Below are 23,069 nucleotides of genomic sequence, written 5' to 3' on the forward strand. Positions count from 1 at the left end.
CTCAATCCGCGGCGATCGACCCGAGCCCGGGCGCCGACAACTCCGGAGCGAGCTCGGCCGAGGTGCCCGCCGTGTGCTCCGCGAGCACGGCAAATCCTCGTCGTCGCATGATCATGTAATAAATCAATCCAACACTGATGAGTGCCCCGGTGGCCAGCACGGCCGCGTACTTCCCGACGGGATCCTCCCCGTAGATCGACTCGCGCGGCCAGCTCATGTTGACCACGACGAACACGCCCCAGGCCACGGCCAGGGCGTTGAGCAAGACGCCCCAGCGGCCGAGCCGGAATGGCGCCCTCGCCCGTCCGCGAGGCCAGCCCCCGAGCCGGGCGAGGAGGAGCGGATAGCTGACCAGCAGGTAGGCCAGGTTGGCCCAGACGATGGCCACCGAGCAGAGCATCTCGATGATCCGGGGGAGATTCACGTTCACGACCAGGATCGCCGCCGCGGCCGCCCCGGTCGCGACCGCCGGCACCAGCGGGGTCCCCGTGCTGCGGGGGATCAGGGCCATCGACCGCGCGAACGGGAGGGCGTCATCCCTGGCCATCGAGAAGATCAGGCGAACCGTCCCCGCGTGAACCGCGAGGGCGCAAACGGCGATCGCGAAGACCACCCCGGCCAGGAAGAGTCGCCCCAGCGACGGGCCGAGCACCTCCTTGATCAGCCAGGGGAGCCCGCCGTCGATCGCCCCGAGGCGAGGCGAGGACGGGTCGGGCGCGGACATCAGGCCCGCGACGATGAGGAGCCCCCCCGCGATCCCCGCGGCGATCAGCGCCTGGAGGATCGCCCGAGGGGCCCGCCGCCTGGGCGACCTCGTCTCCTCCGCCAGCGTCCCCGCGGTGTCGAAGCCGTAGAGCACATACGAGGGCATGACCGCGGCCGCCAGCAGCGGGCCGAGGAATCCGGCCGGTCCCGAGCTCGTCCCCTCCCCGTGATGGAGCTGGAGCAGGACCCCCGGCCCCCGCCTCGCCGCCAGGAGCAGGAGCACGATCAGCAGCGTCACCCCGAGCAGCTCGCTCGCCACGCCGAGATTGTTGATCCACGCCATCATCCGCACGCCGGCCACGTTCACCGCGGTCGTCAGGGCGATCAGGATGCATCCCAGGAGCACCGCATTCCGCGCCCGGTCGGCCGGATTCGAGGCATCCCCGATGATCTGAAAGCCGGCGGCGAGCTGCGGCAATGTCCCCTGGAGGGCCAGCGCCACGGCCGCCAGCGAGATCACCGAGCTCGCGAGGTAGACCCAGCCGGCCATCCAGCCGAGCCCCGCGGGGCCGATCCGCCGCGACCACTGGTAGACCCCGCCCGAGAGGGGGTAGTGCGCCGAAAGCTCCGCGAAGCCGGCCGCCACCGTGAGCTGGCCCAGCAGGACGATCGGCCACGTCCAGAAGAAGGCCGGCCCGGCCGAGGCGAACCCCAGGGCGAACATCTGGAAGACGCCCGTGAGGATGGAGATATAGGAGAAACCGGCGGCGAATGACGAGAAACTCCCCAGGGACCTGTGCAGCTCCTGGCGATAGCCGAAGCCGGCAAGATCCCGGCGGTCTTCCGCGTGATCGTTCGTCGTCACCACATCCCCTCGGTCACGCCCCGCGCGGAGGCGCGCGGTACTCTGTCGACATTCAAGAGAACAGGTTGAAGGGCGGGCGGCCGCGACCGCCCCCCGGAGTTGTCGCCAGGCCGGCCGGAGAACCCTGGGGACGGGCACGCCGGCCCATCTCGTCGCCATCCGAGAATCCAGGCTCGACGAGGCATGAGCCGGGCCGATCCCGACAGGACGGTCTCGACCTCAACCCTTGCGGGTGCCCAGGAAGATGCCCCACTTCATGTCGCCCGCCGCGCAGAACCGCTCCTTCATCGCCCACCGCTCCACGAGGTAGTTCAGGTCCTCCTCGCTGAAGCTCGACAGGAACTCGGAACGCTGCTCGACCAGCCGCTTCTTCTCACGCCCGAGGATGTCCACGAAGGTCGCCGTGGCGTCGTCCGCGATCACGTCCACGAAGCCCGCCCCCTCGAGCAGCTTGCCGTATTGCTCGGGCTCGAGGACGCTGTATCCGGTCTTGGTGATGTAGGCCTCGAACTCGGGGGAGGCCGGCGTCTTCCCGCGAGCATAGTCGGTGATCACGATCCGGCCGCCGTCGGCGAGCAGGCCGTAGAGGCACGCGAAGAGCCTCTTCTTGTCGGGGACGTGCATCAGGGCGTCGCGGCTCCAGATCACGTCGAACTTCTCCGGGAACGACGTCTCGAGCACGTCGCCGAGGATGAAGTTGACCTCCTCCTTCATCCCCAGCTCTTCCGTGCGATCGACCGCGATCGTCACCATCTCCTCGGCGAGGTCGACGCCGGTCACCTTCGCGCCGTAGGCCCTCGCGAGATGGAACGCGGCCCCGCCGATGCCGCTGCCGACGTCCAGCACCCGGACCCCGGGGCGAAGCGATCCGCCCAGCCGATTGCACAGGTTTTCCGTCGTCTCGTGGCCGCCCGTGCTGATGTAGTCCCGGCCGAAGATCTTCTCATAGCGGAGGATCGAAGAGCGGCTATATTGGCCCTTGTTGTCGAATTTCGGCTTCGATGCGGAGGCCGTGGATGGCTCTGACATGATGAATCCGTGAGTTAGGTAACGACCGCAGCCCTCGCCCTTTCGCCGAACCTAGCGTCATCGGAGGTTCCGACGACGAGCGAGATGAGACGCGTCGCGCATGTTGGAATTCAACATTTTGCGGGAATCGCTCGGCGCTTGTAAAGAGACAACCGCCGCGGGATCGGGAACACCGGAGCGAGGGAGGGACCACCGGCGACCGGACCGGGGGGCGAGCCGGCAAGGGATAGCGAATCCTCAGTCCTCGAGCCGGCCGCGAAGCTCCCGATAGGACTCCAGGTTCCGCGCGGAATAGGCGACGTAATCGAAATCGATCCTGGACCGTACCGACTGGATCAGGGACCAGAGCGACTCGCGGAGCGATGAGGCCGCCGCGAAGAGCCGGAGCTCGTCGAGCTCCCGGGCCAGGACCTCGCCGCGATACGCCCGCAGGAGCTCCGCATCTCGGTCGGCGGCGAATCCCGAGTTGGCCGACACGCTCGCCAGGTCGAACAGGGGATGGCCCATGCCCGAATACTCCCAGTCGATCAGCCAGATCCGATCCCCGTCCTCGATCAGGTTCGCCGGTAGCAGGTCGTTGTGGCAGAGGGCCGGCCGGAACGGCGCGATCCTCCGCGAGAGGCGGCAGGCGTCCGCGACCATGTCGGGCAGGCCCTCGGGAATCCTCGCGCCCAGGCCGATGGCCGTGGCGGCATAGGTCCGGATGGCCTGGAAGGGGCAGAAGTAGGGGAGGTGCCCCAGGACCGAGTCCCATCCCTCGTGCAGGCTCCTGAGCGTCCGGGCCAGCCGGGCCAGGCGATCATCGCACCAAAGGTCCTCCCGCGCCAGCGGCCGGCCCGGTATGTAGCGGCTCACGAGCAGCCCGGGCTCTCGGCCGACGAGCTCCGGCGCCAGCCCCATTCGCCACGCCGCCTCCTGGCAGGCCGCCTCGCCGCGGCGGTCGATCCCCAGCCACGGCAGCTCCTCGCAGACCCTCGCCACGAAAACCCCGCGATCCGAGCCGACCCGGTAGTTGTCGTTGGTGATCCCCCCGAAGAGCGGCTCAGGCGGCGTCGCGACCCGGATCCCCCACGCCTCCAACCGTCGAATCAATTTGTGCTGATGGCTCATACTTTCATATTGGATGATGGAGGCTGCGCCACGTGGGTTGACGCGAATGGCAGGATTCAGTCATGCCCATCCATCATACCGAATAGGAACGTCGGTACGCGACGGAGCCCCGTTCGAACATCCGCGGGGACGGAGTTCGGCCCCCCGGCCTCCGGGACCGGCGGCCGCGAGGGGTCATTTCCCGGCATTCCGCGCCAGGGCCGCCGGCGTGTGGCGGAACGTGCTCGCCGACGGCCGGTATCGCAGGCGGACCCCCGCGGCGCCCTGGATCGGAGGGAGATACGTGATCCCCCGGCCCCGGCGACTCGCCGTCAGCGTCAGGATGCTCTTGCGCGGCGTCGTCCCGAGGAGCGTGATGGATTGCACGTCGCCCGTGGCCGACCGGAAGGCTTCGATGGTCCCCCCCTTCGTCAGGTTGAGGTTCACCCGCACGCCCGTGGAGTCGGTGTACGTGAGGTTCGGCCCGACGGCGAACGTGGTGACGAATGCCCCGCCCGGCACCCCGTTGCCGGCGCCCGACAGGAGCGTGCCCGACGTGTCCGTGATCCCGCGGTTGAGCAGCGGATTGGCCATGCCGTCGATCACGATCTGGATGAACGTGCCGGTCGGGAAAGGCGTGGCGGGTACCAGGGTTACCGACAAGGACGCGGGATCGTAGGTCGCCGAGGCCAGGCGGATCGAGCCGTCGTCGGGCGTCGCGAAGGAGCCGTCCGGGCCCGCCGTCATCGCATAGTAGCCGTAATTCCCCAGGTCGGCCGCCCGCGCGGGATCGAGTCCCTTGCTGAAGGTGTAGACGACCCCCGCAACGCCCCAGGGGCCGAAGACCAGCCGCTGGCCGGTGATCTGGGGCGGAGGTCCGGCCGGGATGTTCCCGCCGCCACCACCACCGCCTCCTCCGCCCGACGAGATGGTCAATTCCGTCGTCCCGAGCGTGCCGACGACCGCCCCGCCGGTTGCCCCACCCAGGGACAGGCCCACCGTCACGTTCGTGGTCGTCGACGAGGGATGGAGCAGGGGGACCGAAATCGTCGCGGTCGTCTGATTGGCGAGGAAAGTGAGCGTCCCGGAGACCGGCGTGTAATCGACCCCCGCGACGCCGGTCCCGCCGGCGGTCGCGTAGCTGACCTGGACCGTGCCGCTTCGGTTCCCGCCGCTCCGCACGACCGTGATCGTCGCCGTCGGGGCCGAGTTCGAGGCCGTGTACGTCGACTTGCTGAACTGGAGGATGGCCGGGAGGTTGTTGTCGATGGTGATCGCGGTCGACGTGATCGACCCCAGCGTGGAACCTCCCGTCGGATTGCTGATCGCCACCTGGAAGCCGACCGAGGACGCCGTCTGGTTCGGGTTGGCGAGGATCGGGACCACGAAGGTCCTGTCCATTTCCCCGGGCTGGAAGGTGAGGATACCCGCCGTCGCCGTGTAATCCTTGCCGGCGATCGCCGTGCCGTTGGCCGTGGCGTAATTCACCGAGACCAGGGCGTTGGGATTCCCGGTCCGGAGCACGTGGACGATCATCGAGCCCGCATCCGCGTCGACGGTCATCGTCGCGGTCGCCATCTGCACGCTCACGGGGAGCACGGCCTGGGAGTTCGAAAACTCCGAGGTATCGCCCGTCCCTATGTTCGTCGCGGTCGCCGTGACCCAGTCGGTCGTCGCCAGGCTATTCAACGGTGCGTAGCCAAACGAGGCATTCCCCGCCCCATCCGTCGTGACCGTCATCGACCCGATGTACGTCTGGCCCTGGCCGTATCCGGACGGATCGGGCACCAGACTCGTGAAGAACTGGATCAGGAACGTAATCCCGGGCAGGCTGTTCAGCGAACCCTGGATGCTGCTGACCGTCCCCCCGCCGACCGCCGTCGTGAGGACCGGGGCGTTCTGAAGGTTGTTCGGCCCGGAACGGATTCCAGGTGCATTCGGCGTCACGCCGGTCGCCGGATCTCCCGGCGCGACCAGGTCGATGCCGATCCGGTTGTTCGCCCAGATGTCGTTCGAGAGGATGCTGTCGCCCGTGCCGGAGTCGATCTCGACCCCCGCCAGGCGGTGGAACGCGATCTTGTTGCCCGACCCGCTTACGGTCCCGCCGACGGTGTTCAGGCTGGCCGAATTCGTGAACCAGACGCCGAGAACCTCGTTGCCCAGAGCCGCGGCGCCCGTCAGATCCGTGCCGATGAGATTTCCCGCGACGAGGTTTCCGGTCGCGAACGAGCCGTCGAGGTGAATGCCATAGTGATTCGCCGAGATCAGGTTCATGGCGGCGGACGTGGTGCCGCCTATGGTGTTCCCCGGGGCGTCAGTGATCAAAACACCCTCGGCCTTGTTCCCCAGGTCCGCCTCGCCTGTAATGTCGGAGCCGATGAAGTTCCCCGTCAGGAGGTTCTTCGTCGACAGGTTGCCGCGAATCTCGACGCCCCACTTGTTACCGGAGATGACCTGAGAGCCGGCTGCATTTCCGGAGATCGTGTTGGCCGAGGAGTCGACGATCAGGATTCCCTGTCGCGCATTCCCGAAGCCGAAATAGACCCCCTGGGCGTCGGTCCCGATCAGGTTGTCCTTCACCAGGATGTTGGTGGCCCCCGGGCCATAAGCCTCGTCGAGCCCCGTCTCAGGATCATAGGCACGATCGCCGTAGGCGCCCGGCCCGTAGATGCCGATGCCCAGGAAGTTCTGAGAAATCACATTCCCCGGACCGATGGTGTTGCTGGGCGAGTAGAGGGCCACGCCCTCGTACATGTTGCCCAGGACCTGGCGGCCAGGCTCCATCGAGTCGTTAAAGACGACCCCGATCATGTTGTTTGCGATCGTATTGCCGACGGCCGAGGCTCCCGTGATGTAGACCCCCGCGCCACGATTCGAGGCGATGATGTTCCCCTTCGCCGAGCTGGAGCCGCCAATGTTGTTCCAGCCGGCATCCTCGATCCGAACTCCGTCCCCGATGTTCCCGGGATCACCCGTCCCGAATCGATAGCCCCCCGGTGGGGCCACACCGATATAGTTGCTCTCGATCAGGTTGCGAATCGCCCCCACTCCCACAAGGCGGACACCCGCGCCGTTGTTGGTGCAGATCTCGTTGCCGGCGATCTGAATACTCGAGGTGAAGACGATGTTGGCGGGGTCTGAGGCGCTCCCGGAGGAGACCACCTTGATGCCTTCAGCCCCATTGCCGTCGTACACGTAGTAGGTACTTTGATCCGGTCCGAAAATCCCGATCTGATTGCTGATGATCTGGTTACCGGATGCCCCCGGAGTCACCAGGATTCCCTGGGCTCCATTCCCACAAATCACGTTGTTTTCCTGGGCATTCCAGCCGCCTACCGTTGTGTTTGTGGAATCGAGAATGATCCCCTGAAGGGTGTTTCCTAGACCAGAGGTGTAGCCCTCGACAGGCTGCTTGCTGCCGGTGTCGAAGGCGTAGAGGAAGTAGCGGTGGTTCCCTATGGCGTTTCCCTGAATCAGGTCGCCCACGACCGGCCTTCCCGAGATATCCGTGGGGAGCACGTGTATTCCAACGTCAAACCCCTGAATCACCAGGCCTCGTACGGTGCTGTGAGAGGACTGGAGGGTGAGACCGGTCGCGCCAGTGAGCCCAGATCCGTCGAGAACCACAGTGTGGATCACGTCATTCCCGGTGGTTGCCAGGAACGTATTCGGACTCGATCTGATGTACGCGACGCTCGATGCCGAGGGGTACTGATACGGCACTCCGGTCCCCGTCCCCTGAGTGAACCCGTCGATCCAGACGGTATTGGTGATGACGGGAAGGGGGGTGGCCAGCGTGATCGTCCACTCGTGGGTCAACGGATCGAACCCGGATACGGGAACGTCAAGGCCGGCGGCCGTCGATGCCGGGATGGCGAACCAGATGTCCGCCGGCGACCCCGCCGCGTTCGCGTCCAGGATCGCCTCACGCAGCGAGCCGTCTCCCGAATCCGCGGTGTTCGTCACGTAGAAGACGTTCGTCAGGGAATGCGGCAGGCTGTTCGTGATCGTCACCGTCTCGGTGCCGATCGTCCCGATCGTCGCCCCGTTGGTCGCGGCACTCAGCACGATCCGGAAGGTCACCGAAGCGGCCGTCTGCTTCACGTTGTTGAGGATCGGGATCGTGAACGTCTTGTCCGTCTCGCCGGGCTGGAACGTCAACGTGCCGGACGTCGCCGTGTAGTCCTTGCCCCTCACCCCGGTGCCGTCGGCCGTGGCGTAATTCACCGAGACCAGCGCGGCCGTGTTCCCGCTTCGAATCACGTGCACGATCATCAGGCCCGACGTCGCCGTGACCGTCGTCGTCGCGGTCGCGAGCTGCACGCTCACCGGCGCCGGTACGACGTCGTTCGAGAACTCCGACGTGTCCCCCGTGGTCAGGTTCGTCGCCGTCGCCGCGATCCAGCTCGTCGTCGTCAGGGTCGTCGAGGTCGTGAAGACGAACGAGGCGTTGCCGCTCGCATCGGTCGTCACCGTCATGGAGCCGAGGTACGTCTTGCCCTGGCCGTAGCCGCCCAGGCCCTGCGACGGGTTGGAGAAGAACTGGATCAGGAACGTGGTCGACGCAAGGCTGTTCAGCGATCCCTGGACGCTGCCGACCGTCCCCCCGCCGACCGCCGTCGTCAGCACGGGGGAGTTCTGGAGATTGTTCGGCCCCGATCGCACGCCCGGAGCATTGGGCGTGATCCCGGTCGCCGGATCGCCCGCCGCGACCAGGTCGATGCCGATGAGCGTGTTCGACCAGATTGAGTTCGTCAGGATGCTATTTCCAATCCCCGAATCAACTTCCACGCCCGTACGATTGAAGGCGATCTTGTTCCCAAACTCCGCGACCGTACCGCCCACCGTGTTATGGCTGGCATTCGTCGTGAAGAGAACCCCCACGGTCTCGTTGCCGGTCTTGCCCAGCGTCCCCGTGATGTCGGTGCCGATGTTGTTCCCGGCGATCAGGTTGCCCGTCGCTCCCGAGCCGTCGACCTGGATGCCGACATGATTCGCCGAGATCAGGTTGAGCGCCGCGGTTGTGCTCCCGCCGATCGTGTTGCTGGCCGCGCCACTGATCAGGACGCCGACGCCCGAATTCTTGAGGACCGCCGCCCCCGTCGTGTCCGTGCCGATGATATTGCCCGTCAGCAGGTTCCCCGTGGACCCGGTCCCCGAAATCTCCACGCCGACGTGGTTGCCCGAGATGACCTGCGAGCCCGGGGTCGTCCCGTTGATCGTGTTGCCCGAGGAGTCCTTGATCAGGATCCCCTGGATAGCATTGCCGAAGCCGGCTTTCTTCCCCGTCGAATCGCTCCCGATCAGGTTGTCCTGAACGAGAGTCGAATACGCCCCCGGGCCGTAGATTCCGATCCCCAGCATATTCTGCGAGATCACGTTCCCCGGGCCGATCGTGTTGTTGCTCGAGTAGATCGCCACGCCTTCCAGCGCGTTCCCCAGCACCTGGTCGCCATCGGCCGTGACGCCGATCCGGTTGTTCTCGACGACGTTTCCCGTAGCCGACGTGCCCGTGATGTAGACCCCCGCGCCGCCGTTCGACGCGATCGTGTTGCCGTCGCTCGCATCGGGGCCGCCGATCTGGTTCCAGCCAGAGTCCTCCAGGAGGATTCCATCGCCGATGTTGCCCGGATTCCCCGTGCCAAGGCCATAACCGCCCGCCGCCGCCACGCCCACGAAGTTGCCGACGATGACGTTCCGAAAGCTCGATATCCCCGCGAGATGGATGCCCGCCCCGGCGTTGGCGGAAACCAGGTTGTCGTTGATCTGATTGCTCGAGGACTCGACCAGGATCCCCTCGGCGCCGTTGCCGTCGCTGACGTAAAAGCCGCTCTGGTCCGGGCCGAAGAGGCCGACCTGATTGTTGAGGATCTGGTTGCCCATCGCGTTGGCCGTCACCCAGATTCCCTGAGCCCCGTTGCCGCAGATGACGTTGCTTTCCTGCGGATTGACGCCGCCCACGGTTGTATTCTGGGAGTCCAGGATCACGCCCTGCAGCCGGTTTCCTCCGTATCGGTTGTAGACCTGGGAGTTCGTCAGGGCCTCGCCGGTCTGGGAGTCATAGGCGAAGTATCGGTGGTCGCCGATCGCATTCCCCTGGATGAGGTCGCCCACGATGGGCTGGCTCAGGGTGTCCGTGGCCAGGACATGAACGCCGACGTCGAAACCCTCGATCACCAGACCGCGCAGGTTGCTGTGCGAGGCCTGCAAGGTGAAGCCGGTCGCGCCGGAGAGTCCGGAACCGTCGATGACCACGGTGTAGACGGCGTTGTTGCCGGAGGTCGCCGCGAGCGTGCTGGGGCTCGACGTGATCAGCGTGGGAGTCGTCGTCGCGACGCCCCCCGCGGTGGTCGTCTGCACGAGGACCCCCGGCGATGTCCCTCCGGTCAGGCCGGCGCCGTTGCCGATCAGATCGGGGATGTCCTCGTGGGCATAGATCCCCTGGAAAGAGATCGAGAACGAGGCGTCCGGCCCCGGTCCGCCGGTAACCGCGACGTTGCCGTTGCCGATGAGACCGCCGAGCGCCGCCTGCACCGTCGCCGCCGTGGCATCGTAGGGCACGGTGATCGTTCCAACCGGGAGCGGCGCCGCGGTCGTCAGCGTCAGCGAGCCGCCCGTCGGGCTCCCCGTCACCGACAGCGATTGCACGCTGGAGGAGATCCCCGCCGGATATCGGTAAGGGACTCCGGCGCCGTTCCCCTGCGTGAATCCGTCGATCCAGACCGGGCTCGTGATCGTCGGCAGCGGGCTGACAAGCTGGATCGTCCATTCCCGAGTGCTCGGGTCGAATCCGCTGACGGGGACATCGAGCAGGGGGGCCGTCGAGGCCGGGATCCGGAACCAGACGTTGTCCGCGGTCGAATCCGCGTTCGCGTTGAGGATCGCCTGGCGGAGCGACCCCGCACCCGAGTCATTGGTGTTCGTCACCAGGAACGTGGCCAGCAATCGACGCTCTTCCAGCGCCTCCACGAAGGGACGGCGTCGGCGCCCGCCCGACGGCCGGGGCGGCGTGCCGGCGTTTCCCGCGATCGGTGTGAAGATCCCGCCTCGGCCCCGGCCGATGCCCACCGCCATGATGTCACCTCTACGATGAGTCCGGGGGCGCCGTCGACCGCAGCGCCGGGCCACCCGGTCGCGGGACCGGCCCGCGTTTCCGAGGTCGTTCCGGTCCGTCCTGTTCCCTGGTTCTTCCCTGTCCTTGAGCAAGATAGAACGTCTACGGATGGATGGAGAACCAAAAGGCCTACCGATCCTTCTCGACGTCGCCCAGATACCCCGGCCTCATGATCCGGGCCGCACGCAGATTCGTCATGTCCTATACATCCTGTGGACAGCACCCCATTGACTCCGCGACCGGCCGGCAGACACTTAGTGCACCGGACCAACGTCCGGCACCCCTCGAGAGACATCTGGGCGAGGCACCGATGAGACGCCGATTCACGATGCAACGCCTGGCAAGGCTAGGTGTTCTGGCTTTTTCCACCTTGATTTCGATCGCCGGTGCCGCGCAGGTCCGGAAGCAAATGGCACCGGGCAAGCCTCGGCCAGACTTCGCCGATCTGTCCTATGGGCCTCACGCGCGGAACGTCCTCGACTTCTGGAAGGCTCCGGCCGTCGGAGCCCATCCCCGGCCGCGGCCGGTCGTGATCTTCTTCCACGGGGGAGGGTTCCTGGGGGGCAACAAGTCGAGCGTCCCGGCCTGGCTGGTGGACCGATGCCTGGCCGCGGGGATCTCGGTGGCCTCGGCCAACTATCGACTCTCGACCCAGGCCCCTTACCCGGCACCCATGCTCGACGGCGCGCTCGCGATCCAGTTCCTGCGGTCCCGTGCCGCCGAGCTCGAGATCGCCCCCGATCGGATCGCCGGTTGCGGCAATTCGGCGGGCGGAGGCATCGCGCTCTGGGCGGGCATGCACGAGGACCTTGCCGATCCCGCCAGCGACGATCCGGTCCGCCGGCAATCGTCCCGACTGGCCTGCCTCGGGCTGGTGGGCGCCCAGACCTCTTACGACCCTCGTTTCATCAAGGCGCTCGTCGGCGGCCGCGCCCATGAACACGTGGCCTTACGCCCACTCTTCGGCGTGGCCACCGACGCCGAGGCGGATTCCTCGACCGCTCATCGCCTCTATGTCGATGCGTCCCCCATCAATCATGCCTCGCCCGACGACCCGCCGATGATCCTCTTCTACTCGGAGCCGAACGGGCCGCTCCCCATCGACTCTCGTCCCGGGCTCGGGATCCACCACCCCCGCTTCGGGGCCGCGCTCAAGGCCAGGATGGATCCGCTCGGCGTCGAGTGCCGGCTGCGACATGGCGACGAGTACAAGGACCGCGAACATCCCGAGGAATCCATGTACGAGGACCTCGTGCGGTTCTTTCAGGATCACCTTCATCCTTGAAGGCGAGGGTAGAAGACCGGGCGCTACCAGCGTTCCACCTTCCGGATCGGCGGGCCGCCGAGCTCGTTGAGTCGGCGACGGAGTTCCCACCCGACATCCGGATCGAGCCGGCTGATGGCGTCGCCGGCATCGAAATCCAGGCCGGTGAGCGTGCGAATCCAGCAACCGACGCGTTCCACGTCCCCCGGGATCTGGGGGGCGACGCGCCAGAGTCGAGCCAGGCCATCGGCCGAAGCCGTCACGAGGCGGCGGCCATCAAGGCTGAATCCGAGCGAGGTCACGGCATCCGGGTGATCGAGCGGGGGGCCGACGGGGAGCCCCGTCGAAGTATCCCAGAGGCGCGCGGTGCGGTCCCCGCCGCAGGTGGCAAGGAACGTACCATCTGGGCTGAAGGCGAGGTCGGAGATGGGCCCCGCATGCATGATCGTCTCGCCGATCGGCAGTCCTCGGCCGGCCTCCCAGAGGCGTCCAGTCCCGTCCTCGAAGGTGAATGCCGCCACCCGTCCCGAGACGTCGAAGCCGACGAGCTTCACGGCGGACTGGAGCGTGATCTCGCGGACGACCCTGGAATCGCGGAGGTCCCAGAGCCTCGCCTTGCCGTCGCGGCACGCCGTGAGCAGCTCGACGGTCCCCGGGCGGAATGCCATGGCCGTGATCGGCCCCGGATGCTCCATCGGCCGGCCGGAAGGCCTCATCGCCCCGGGATCCCAGGCCATGACGCCGCCATCCTCGTGAGCCGTCGCGATCAACGGATCGCCCTCGATGGGGGCCATCGAGAACGCGAACGCCACGGCCGGGCGGGATCCCAGCTCGGTCATCTCCGACGCCCGCCCCCGCGTCAGGTCCCAGAGGCAGGCGGGCCCTCCCCGCGACCAGGTTGCCACCCACGCCCCGTCCTGGCTGAATCGGAGTTGCGAGACCGGGCCCGAGTGCCGCATCGGGGCGCCGATCGGGTCACCGCTCAGGGCATCCCAGAATCGCGACGTCCCGTCCGCGCCGGCCGTCGCCATCCGGCTGCCGTCCGGGCTGAACGCGATCGCGGCGATCGGCCCGGCGTGGGCGTTCACCTGGGCGAGCACCTGGGCCGTCGCCACGTCCCAGATCCGCGCCGAGCCGTCGCGAGCGGCCGTTGCCAGGCGGCGGCCGTCGGGGCCGAAGGCGATCGCGAGGATCGCCTTGCCATGGGGGATGGATCGCTCCAGCAGCTTGTCGCGGGCGTGCCAGGCCCCCAGGCTCGAGCGGACCACACGCTCCAGCGCGGACGAGTCGGCGGGCAGGTTCTCGAGCGCCCGCGACAGCCAGAGCATCCCCTCATCGTGCCGGGCCCGGCCCAGCAGGTTGTGGGCCCGCTCGATGCAGAGGCGGACGAGCGACGCCTTCACCTCGTTGAACGCCCGGGCCTGATCGCCCCGATAGCGGACGTCCGCCAGCCAGGCCTCGATCTCGCCGGCCAGCTCCAGCGGCGAGGCGTGCCGGTCCTCCGGACGCAGCGACATGGCCTTCAGGCAGATCGCCTCCAGGGTCGGATCGACGTTCCTGCGGACCGACCGCGGTGACGGGAAGATCCCCCGCCGCACCCGGTCCAGGATGTCCGAAAGCTCTCCGTCGGGGAACGGTCCCCGCCCCACCAGGAGGCAATAGAAGGTCGCCCCCAGCCCGTACAGATCGCTGGCCGCGCCGACCTGCTCGAGATCGCCGGTGGCCTGTTCCGGGCTCATGTACCGCGGCGTCCCGACGGCCGAGCCCGGCTGCGTGAGGCCCTCGTCCGTGGGCTCGAAGGGGATGACCTGCTGCGTGAGCGCGGCCGGGCCGAGGGATTCCCGGTGCGTCTTGGCGATCCCCCAGTCCACCACGAGGGTCTCGCCGAACGGGCCGAGCATGATGTTGTCCGGCTTGATGTCCCGATGGACCACACCCCGGCTGTGCGCGTAGGCCACCGCGTTGCAAGCGGCGACGAGGGCCTGGAGCAGCCGGCGGAAGGTCAATTCCCTCTCCGCGGCCGGCAACCGCTGCGTCCGGCTGCTATGGAAGCGGGCGATCGCCGCCTTGAGTGTCTCTCCCTCGATGAACCGCATGACGTAAAAGGGCCGCCCGTCCGACTCACGGCCGATGCCGTAGACCGGCACGATCCCGGGGTGCTCCAGCCCGGCCGTGACCTCCGCCTCCTGGACGAATCGAGCCTGGCTGACCGGGTCGTGGGCAAACCGCGGCTGGATCGCCTTCAACGCCACCTGCCGCCGCAGCCGCGGATCGTCCGCCAGGTAGACCTCGCCGAGCCCCCCTCGCGCGTGCAGACGCACGATCTGGAACCGCGAGTCACCGGCCGACACGTCCCCCCGCGCCAACGTCTCGTCGGCATGGCCCCCCCGGCCGACGCCCCCGGGCATCGGCCCCACGTAGGCGACCGTCCCCTGGGGATCCGGCTCCTCCGCGGCCCGCTCTCTGGGATCAGGAGACATGACCTGTGGCCCCCCCGGACCCGACCGCCCCGATCGGTCTCAGCTCGCCCCAACACCGTGAACAAACAAACAGTTAATCGAGGCCCGGGGGGTTGTCAAGCAAGAACCGGACGAGACCCGCCCGGATCGTGCTCGCGGTCGCCACGCAACCGGCCGTCTCCTAGTCGATCACTCCACCGTCAAAACGACGACCGACTTGCCGGGGATCCGGATTTTGAATCCGCCGTCGGCCGGCGCGAAGTCCCGGAATTCGGCCGGGCGGACGGTTTCGGGCGAGTCGAACGTGTTGTGTGCGTTGATCGTGGGCGCCGTCAGGATCCGACCGGAGGTCGGCCTGGCCGCGGAGCCCCGGAGCACACAGGAGACCTCCGCAATGGCGGTCGGGTTCAGGTTGCAAAGCGAGACGTGGATCTTCCCCGCCCTGTCCTTCGAAGCGGAGACGCTCAGGCCCGGGACCTTCTCGTCGCCGAACGTGTAGTCCTTGCAGGCCAGCTCGGTCGGGAGCAGGGTGGCGTCCTGGTGGACGGAGTACATCTCGAAGACGTGATACGTCGGCGTCAGGAGCATCCGGGCCTTGTCGGTCAGGATCATCGCCTGGAGGACGTTCACGGTCTGGGCGATGTTCGCCATCCGAACGCGGTCGGCGTGATGATTGAAGATGTTCAGACTCAGGCCCGCGACGAGGGCGTCCCGGAGCGTGTTCTGCTGATAGAGGAAGCCGCGGTTGGTCCCCGGCTCCACGTCGTGCCAGGTGCCCCATTCGTCGACGACGAGAGCAACCTTCTTCGCCGGGTCGAATCGGTCCATGATCGCCGAGTGGCGGGCGACGAGCTCCTCGATCCGGAGCGCCTTCTTCATCAGGGCGAACCAGTCGTCCTCCTCGAAGCGTGTGGCCGAGCGGCTCTTGATCCCGGTCCCGCAGTAATAGTGGAGGGAGAGGCCGGCCATGTGCCTCGCGGCCTTCTCCATCAGGACCTCGGTCCAGCGGTAATTCGGGCCGTCGGCGCCGCAGGCGATCTTGAAGATATGGCTGTCGCCCAGGTCGCGGACGTAGGTGGCGTAACGGCGGTACTGGTCGGCATAGAACTCCGGCGTCATGGAACCGCCGCAACCCCAGTTCTCATTGCCGACGCCGAAGTAGGTGAGCTTCCAGGGCTTCTCCCGGCCGTTCGCCTTCCGCAGGTCGGTCATCGGGCTGACGTTGTCCGAGGTGATGTACTCGACCCACTGCTGCATCTCCCGGACCGTGCCGCTGCCGACGTTGCCGCAGATGTACGGCTCGCAGTCGAGCTGCTGGCATAGATCCAGGAACTCGTGGGTGCCGAAGTGGTTGTTCTCGGTGACGCCTCCCCAGTGGGTGTTGATCATGGTCGGCCGCTTCTCCTTCGGGCCGATGCCGTCCATCCAGTGGTACTCGTCGGCGAAGCAGCCCCCTGGCCAGCGCAGGACCGGGATCCTCGATTTCCTGAGGGCCTCGACGACGTCGTTGCGGACGCCCCGCGTGTTGGGGATCGCGCTCCCGTCGCCGACGTAGAAGCCCTCGTAGATGCAGTGGCCGAGGTGCTCCGAGAAATGCCCGTAGATGTTCCGGTTGATCGTGGTCTTCCCCGCATCCGCATGGATCACCAGCCGGTTGCTCGGCTCGTCGGCGCGGGCGATCCCCGCGCACAGGGAGAGGCAGAGGGCGGAGGCGACGAACGGGAGAGAGGGCTTCGCGTTCATGGCATTTCCCAGGGGGCGATTCGGAGATTCCGCGCGGTCACGACCCGACGCCGAGTCGTTGACGCAGAGCATTGAACGTTGAGGGAGCGTCCTTCTCGAAGACGAACTGGGCGGGGAGGCCGACGATCCGGCTGGCCCCCAGCGAATAGAGCGTGCGCTGGCAGGCGTTGAGCTTGCGCGTGGCCACCAGGGCCGTGAGCCGCCAGCCGGGGCGGCCCTGCTCATCCCAGACGTCGCCCCGGACCAGGTGCTGCGCCCCCTGATCGTGCAGGTAGCTCGCCACGGCCGCGGCGGCGTCCGAGGTCGGGGAGCCCGGCTCGATCGGGCCGCCGACCACCTCGAGGTGGAGCAGCCCCTCGGAGCGTTTCACCCCGTCGATCGCATCCAGCAGCAACGCGAGCTCGCCGGCCTCGCCCTCGCGTGCCAGCGCGGCCAGGCTCGGCGCGTGGCCGACGAGGCAGGCCGCGGAATCCAGGACGATCCCCGACGCGATCTCGCGCAGGCGGTTGTCCTTGAGCGTCGTCCCGGAGCTGGTCAGGTCGACGATGATGTCGGCGATCCCCAGGCTCGGGTGCAGCTCCAGGGCGCCGTCGGAATGGATCAACTGATAATAATAAATACCCCACTTGCGGAAGTACTGGCGGACCAGGGCGGGGTACTTGGTCGAGACGCGGAACGACTTGCCCGCTGCCTTGAACTCCGTGGTCAGGTCGACCAGGTCCATCACGTGGCCGACGTCGATCCAGCTCTCCGGCACGGCGACCACCAGCCGGCAGCCGCCGTATCCCAGGTCCGGGATGACGACCGCGGCGTCCTCGGCCTCGAAGGCGTGCTCGGCGTAGACGTCCATGCCGGTCACGCCCAGGTGGCAGCGGCCCTCCTGCACCTGGATGACGATGTCCGTGGGCCGCATGAAGACGACGTGGAACCGCGGCTGGCCGGCGATCGTCGCCTCGTACTGGCGGTCGCTCGCCCTCCGGACCCTGTACCCGGCCGTCCTGAGGAGATCCACGATCCCCTCGTAGAGGTGCCCCTTGCTGGGGACCGCCAGCCGGATCGGGTCGATGGGGCCGGTCGCGGGCGTGACGGGAAGGCTCGCCGCCTCTGGTGTCGCGGTGCTCATGAACGATCTCCCCGGAAGACGGCCAGTCTTGCCCTCATCTGCTCGATGAGCTCCCCCTCGCGGACGGACCGGACGTCGCCCTGGTCGAGGTTCCACACCTCGATGTTGGGCCCGACCGTCACGACCTGCCCGAGCCCGAGCTCGCGGGCCTGGGCGACGGCCGCCGGGAAGCTCCGCTCCGAGAGGACGATCGGCACGCTGATCCGCTCCCGCAGGAAGGTTGCCAGGTCGATGGCCGCCGCCAGGTTCGAGCCCTCGCGCTTCGATTCGGAGCCGGCGGCGCTGACGAGATAGCCGCGGGACGCGTGCCCGCCCGGATCGGCGGACTCGGAGCGGGCCTCGCGGACCTCCAGCAGCCGCTCCAGGCCGAAGGCGAAGCCCGCGCCGCGGGGGTCACGCGAGGATCCCAGGACCGTCGCGAGCCCGTCGTACCGGCCGCCGCCGCAGACCTCGCGCGGGCCTTCGGGCGTGGGGACGACCAGCTCGAAGATCATCTGCGTGTAGAAGCCGATCCCCCGGCCGAAGCCCATGTCGAGCTCGACGCGGCCCGGGTCGACGCCGTGATGGCCGAGCGCCTCCATCAGCGCCCGGAGTGCCGCCACCGAATCCGGCGCGTGGCGGGAGTGGTCGCGCTCGAGGCGCTCGAGGACCGCGCCCGCGGGCCCCCGCAGGCCCGCCAGGGCATGGACCTCCTCGCGGACGCGAGCCAGGACGTCGACCAATGTCTGCCCCAGGGTCCACTTTCGCGTCAGGCGGTGGATGATCTCCTCGGCGGATCGGCGGCCGGTGACGTCGGGGACGAGCTGGCGGAAGAGTCGTTCCACGCCCGCCACCGACCCGGCACCGGGGACCGATTCGGTCCCCGCCTCATCGTTGCCCAGCCAGCGAGAGAGCCGCTCCAGGGCCGCCTCGATGGCTCGCACGTTCTGCCCCTCCGCGGCGGCGGCGCTCAGCGACTCGACGATCGCGGAGGTCGCCGCCGGGGGGAGGCCGGAGCGGCCGAGCAGCTCGAGGATCAGCCCCACGTGGCCGACCCGGATGGTGGCGTCGCCGAAGCCGAGGGCCCGCAGCGACCAGTCGGCCAGCCAGATGACCTCGGCGTCGGCCGCGGCCCCCCCCGCGCCGATCATCTCGACGCCGACCTGGGTGAACTCGCGATCTCGGCCCGGCCCCGTGGCCTGGAACCGGAAGACCGGACCCGTCATGCTCACGCGGAAGGGCAGGGGGGGCGCCTCATCCGCTTCCGCATAGGCCCGGACGATGCTCGCGGTCAGCTCGGGCCGGAGGCAGACCTCGGACGCCTCGCCGCTGCCGACCTCGAACAGCCTGGCCACGATCCCCGCGCCGCTCTTCCTCTCGTGCAGCTCGGCGAACTCGAGGATCGGCGTGCGGATCTGTCGGTAACCGGCCCGGCTGAACTGGTCCAGGAGCAGCCGCTCGATCTCCGTCAGGCGTGCGAGGTTGTCCGGCAACCAATCGCGCGTGCCGCGGACGCGGCCGACCGGGCGCTCGGCGACGGCCGGCGCGTCGGGGCCGGGCTCCGCGCCGGATTCGGGAAGGGGGTGGGCTCCGCTCATGACCGGGCCCCTTCCTGTTCGAGGACCTGGAGCACGCTGTGCACCGAGTCGACCAGCACGGACCAGGACAGCCCCTTGTCCTCCTGCCGGGTGGCGAGGTTCCGGAGATTGAAGACCTCGCGAGCCGCCTCGTCGGGCCCGACGATGACCGCGACCTTGTGGCCGTGGGCCGAGCCGTAGCCCATCTGCTTGCCCACCTGGATCGCCTCCGGGTAGATCTCCGCGCCGATCCCCGAGGCCCGAAGCTGGGCCGCCATCCGGAACGGGATGACCGGATCCGTGCCCGGGAAATTCGCGATCAGGACCGGCGTGGACTTGGTCATCCCCTTGAGCCAGCCGGCCTCGTCCATGAGCGCGAGCAGCCGATCCAGGCCGATCGACGCCCCCACCCCCGGGAGCCGCCGCGAGGTGAACAGGCTGGCGAGGTTGTCATACCGCCCGCCCGAGGCCACGCTGCCGAACCGCTCCCAGCCCTTGATCGTGGTCTCGAAGACGATGCCGGTGTAATAGTCGAGCCCCCGGGCCAGTCCGAGATCGATCGCGACACGATCCTCGGGCACGCCGGCGGCGGAGAGCAGGTCGAGGACCGTCCGGAGGTTGGCGATCCCCTGGCCGGCCAGGGGCTTCGTGCCGAGCGAGTTCTCGGCCTCGCGAAGCACGTCCACGCCCCCACGGCCCCGTTCGGCGAACTCGAGGACTCGGGCGGCCTGTTCCTGGGTGAGGCCGGGGGTGCCGTCGCCCGCGGGCTTCTGGAGCTCCGCGAGGACCGCGTCGCGGCCGACCTTGGCGAGCTTGTCGAGCGACCGGAGCACCGGGCCGCTTCGGCCCGCCAGGTCCAGCGACTCGAGCATGCCGTCGAGGATCTTGCGGTTATTGAGCGTGATCGTGAAGCCCGGCACGCCGGCCGCCGCCAGGGCATCGTGGATCACCTGCGCGGTCTCGGCGTCCGAGAGCACGCTCTCGGTCCCGATCGTGTCGAAGTCGCACTGGACGAACTCGCGGAACCGCCCCTTCGCCGGCCGCTCGCCGCGGAAGACCGAGCCGATCGCATACCGCTTGAACGGCAGCCCCAGCTCGTCCACGTGCTTCGCCACGAACCGCGCCAGGGGCACCGTCAGGTCGAACCGGAGCGCGAGCTCGCCGGGCGTCCCCCCCCTGTTCGTCACCTCGAAGATCTGGCGGAGCACCTCATCCGAGCCCGCCCCCTTGCCGGTGAGGACCTCCATGCGCTCGATGTGCGGGGTCTCGATCGGCATGAAGCCGAAGCCGCCGAAGGTGCGCCGAAACGTGTCGAGCATCCACTCGCGGGGGATCATCACCGAGGGGGGCAGATCCCGCAGCCCGCCGGCCACGCGGGGATCGATCATGGACGTACTTCCTTCATGCGTTCGCGGAACACTCGCCGGGATCGGCATCGCCAAGGAGCCCGGCATTGTACCATCCCCCTCCATCCCCAGACGACCGGGCAGGGCCGAGGTTCACCCGCAATCGCACGCAACGATGATCGCCGTCTGGCTCGGCGTAGCGGCGCCTCCCCCCCTCGATTCCCCGTCCGGGACGACATTGGATCGCGATTTCACCCATGGCCGCCGAGAGGGCTTCCTGTCCCTTCAGGACTCATCCTGCGAAGAATGGAGGCTCATCCAGGAGGAGCGAGCGTCCGATCGGAGGCTTGCGGCCGATGGGGCTTGACGGCCTTGAGGAAGAAGCGAGTGACCAGGTGAGAGAAGCGGGCCGGGGCTTCGACCTCGAGGGGCGATCGCTGGTCGTCGCGAGTCCCGAGGCCGTCTCGGGCTCGCTTGCCGAGGTGGGTCGAGGAAGAAATCGTTCCCCCCTTAACCAAGGGGGGATTCAGGGGGGTGAATGCGATCGCCGTGGCCCGAACCATTCACCCCCTCCGACTCCCCCTTATCAACAGGGAGAGCCGAATTTGGCCTCGTCTTGATACACGCGTACTCCTCCGCCGGATGAGCCCCATGTCTGGAAGAGAAGATACACGGAAGGAGAACCCCCCGGTCTCCCTGAACACCGATGGTGAACCAAAATGACCCCTTCAAGAAGCTTCTCTCTAAGGAAATGCAGTCTTCTGAATACCCTCTGGGCTGAAAAACTTCAGTTTGCCGTCACCACCTTGGTCAAGATCAAATGTAGCAGATTCCTTACCGTTTTTGCGAAACAAAGATACCGTTGGCGGCTTTTCATCCGACGATTCCAAAGCCAAACGAGTTGATCCTCCCCTATAGAGAAAAAGTCCATGATTGGCAGATGAACCTACAAGCGAGAGTTCATTGCCTGTTCCGTCATTGATCTCTACCTCGGCGGAATCGTCAGGCTTGTCCGAGGCCATGATTGAGATTCGACTTCCCCGGGGTCTCTCAACCAGAATGGACGAGGCTCCGAAATTACTGACCTCCAGACTAATGGCCTGGTTCTGCTGGTCGTCGCGAATGGCAATCCCTGCGCTATTAGCGTGGGTGCCGATCGAGAGCCGTTCCAACCCTTTTGCGTCCAGAAACTCGAGAAGGGCTGTGCCTTGTCGAGCGGAGAATCGGGCAACAGCTTTCCCCGTCTCGTCACGCAAAACCAACTGCTCCGTCTCAACGGTCTTGGGCGGGATCTCAGGTCGATTCCCCCCCAAAAGGACTGCGCCAGTGCACAACACCCCACCCAAGACTACAAATTGACCAAGCAAGTGAAGGCGCCACTTCAACCGCTTGATTTCGGTAAGGAGCACTGATAACTCTTGATCATGCATGGCAAGTGAACCGATCTTGGAGACCACTGTAGTGAATAGTCGCCGAGATGGGCCTCGAGCATTCCCGGCGACTACGCTAGGTATCTACGGGTGGAAAGTTAGTGGTGATTACATGCACGTCCTATTGATGGATCATTCCCTTTGCGTCATGTAATCGGGTCGCTGCCCCGATAGGTCGCTGGAATTCCCAAGTGACGACCAAGTCTCGACCCGATACGTGTTGGACTCAATCGAGGCGGACCGTCCGCACGAGAAGAACGCTCAGCCCGTGGAAACTCTAAGCTTGGATCGGATTTCGTTTCTTCACAGGCCGGTATGGAGGTTGTAGATACCCCGGAAGCCAGACAGGGGGGCCTTTCGTGCCCCTGTTGGGTGCAGTACCCGGGATCTTCTGTTTAATGGGCTTGCCGTCAGGACGGTTAGGGTCCCAAGTTAGCCAATAGCCAGGTTCATTAATGATCGGACTATTCAGGATCGGATTGATCGGCTCACGCAGTGGTGGGAAATTTGGCATTGGTGGCGGACTCCCCGGTCGAACGGTCGGTGGGGGCGCCGGTTGCGGCGGGCGAGGGGTGGGGGTAAAGTCGTACCACGGTGGCAGATTTTGTGGAGGCTCAGGGAGCTTTGGATACTCTGGAAGCTTGGGCATCGCCGCGTCGTCTTGCATGCCGGAAGGATCTACGTCATTGGATGAGTTATTTCCTACATAGCGATAGAGATCTGCGTCTCCGGCACTAAAGCCGAGTTGATCGCTAGAGATAAATCTGCCCAGATCAGAAGAATAGTAGCGCGACCGGAAGTAATACAGGTCGACAACCGAGTCGAACTCCCTCCCCGTGAACTTGAACCGGTCCCCATTCGCCGCCGACGAATCCGTCGGCGTGCCGAACGTCGAATAGGTGATGTTGTCCACGACGGTGGGATAGGTCCCGCTCGTGCTCACATCGTCCGTGATCGATCCCAGCTTGTCGGCGATGTACCAGGTCACGGCCGCGTTGGCGTCGGTGCGGGCCAGGATCTCATCGACGGCGGGGCCGTAGAGGTAACGGGTCTTGAGCGTCGAGCCGGTGAAGTCCGCGTAGGGGTTTGCGACAGTCCCGGCGCCGACGTACTGGGTGTACAGCGTCGTGCCGCCGTTGGTCGTCACGGCGATGCGACGATCGAGGGCGTCGTAGGCGTACGTCACCGAGTTCAGCGTCGTGCCGCCGGAGTTCTTCTGGACGGCCGAGGTCAGCCGGTTGTGGTAGTCGTAGGCGTAGGTCCAGTAGTTGCCCGTGGCGGTGTCGGTCTTCCGGATCGTGTTGCCGGCGTTGTCGTACAGGTAGGTCGTGCCGGGCGAGGCCGTC

General features: G+C 66.8%; 12 protein-coding genes. 1 reads left to right on the plus strand and 11 read right to left on the minus strand.

The window, feature by feature from the left end:
• Position 1: 1 nt before the first annotated feature.
• From G6O54_RS30235 to G6O54_RS30250, 4 genes are all read right to left on the minus strand, one after another.
• Positions 2–1,570: an amino acid permease gene (locus tag G6O54_RS30235; RefSeq protein ID WP_250847162.1), complete on the minus strand. Its 1,569-nt coding sequence runs from the start codon at positions 1,568–1,570 to the stop codon at positions 2–4.
• Between the two features lie 219 nt (positions 1,571–1,789).
• Entirely contained in the window at positions 1,790–2,599 is an 810-nt protein-coding gene (locus tag G6O54_RS30240; protein ID WP_165232183.1) for a methyltransferase domain-containing protein, read from the minus strand.
• 237 nt (positions 2,600–2,836) lie between these two features.
• Entirely contained in the window at positions 2,837–3,691 is an 855-nt protein-coding gene (locus G6O54_RS30245) for a phosphotransferase (protein ID WP_165232186.1), read from the minus strand.
• A 192-nt stretch (positions 3,692–3,883) separates the two neighbouring features.
• Entirely contained in the window at positions 3,884–10,762 is a 6,879-nt protein-coding gene (locus G6O54_RS30250) for a Calx-beta domain-containing protein (RefSeq protein ID WP_165232189.1), read from the minus strand.
• 350 nt (positions 10,763–11,112) lie between these two features.
• Between G6O54_RS30250 and G6O54_RS30255 the strand changes: the two genes are divergently transcribed.
• Positions 11,113–12,087: an alpha/beta hydrolase gene (locus G6O54_RS30255; RefSeq protein WP_165232192.1), complete on the plus strand. Its 975-nt coding sequence runs from the start codon at positions 11,113–11,115 to the stop codon at positions 12,085–12,087.
• A 23-nt stretch (positions 12,088–12,110) separates the two neighbouring features.
• Here the strand turns inward: G6O54_RS30255 and G6O54_RS30260 are convergent, their stop codons facing one another.
• The 7 genes from G6O54_RS30260 to G6O54_RS30290 all read right to left on the minus strand — a co-directional run.
• A complete protein-coding gene (locus G6O54_RS30260; protein WP_165232195.1) occupies positions 12,111–14,546 on the minus strand; it encodes a WD40 repeat domain-containing serine/threonine protein kinase in 2,436 nt (811 codons plus the stop codon).
• A 168-nt stretch (positions 14,547–14,714) separates the two neighbouring features.
• Positions 14,715–16,268 (minus strand): alpha-N-arabinofuranosidase, encoded by a 1,554-nt coding sequence (locus G6O54_RS30265; protein ID WP_165232198.1) that lies wholly within the window; start codon positions 16,266–16,268, stop codon positions 14,715–14,717.
• Between the two features lie 37 nt (positions 16,269–16,305).
• Positions 16,306–17,391 (minus strand): ATP phosphoribosyltransferase, encoded by a 1,086-nt coding sequence (hisG, locus tag G6O54_RS30270; RefSeq protein ID WP_165232201.1) that lies wholly within the window; start codon positions 17,389–17,391, stop codon positions 16,306–16,308.
• Positions 17,388–18,968, minus strand: coding sequence for an ATP phosphoribosyltransferase regulatory subunit (locus G6O54_RS30275; protein ID WP_165232203.1), 1,581 nt, complete (start codon positions 18,966–18,968; stop codon positions 17,388–17,390). Before G6O54_RS30275 ends, hisG begins: the two co-directional genes overlap by 4 nt.
• Positions 18,965–20,335: a histidine--tRNA ligase gene (gene hisS / locus G6O54_RS30280; RefSeq protein ID WP_165232206.1), complete on the minus strand. Its 1,371-nt coding sequence runs from the start codon at positions 20,333–20,335 to the stop codon at positions 18,965–18,967. Before hisS ends, G6O54_RS30275 begins: the two co-directional genes overlap by 4 nt.
• A gap of 701 nt (positions 20,336–21,036) precedes the next feature.
• Positions 21,037–21,750 carry a hypothetical protein gene (locus G6O54_RS30285; protein ID WP_165232209.1) on the minus strand — a complete coding sequence of 238 codons (714 nt, stop codon included), beginning with the start codon at positions 21,748–21,750 and terminating at the stop codon, positions 21,037–21,039.
• 250 nt (positions 21,751–22,000) lie between these two features.
• A partial coding sequence (locus G6O54_RS30290) for an RHS repeat-associated core domain-containing protein (protein ID WP_165232213.1) occupies positions 22,001–23,069 on the minus strand: 1,069 nt, incomplete at its 5' end.

This window comes from Aquisphaera insulae, assembly GCF_011064615.1.
Lineage (GTDB): Bacteria > Planctomycetota > Planctomycetia > Isosphaerales > Isosphaeraceae > Aquisphaera > Aquisphaera insulae.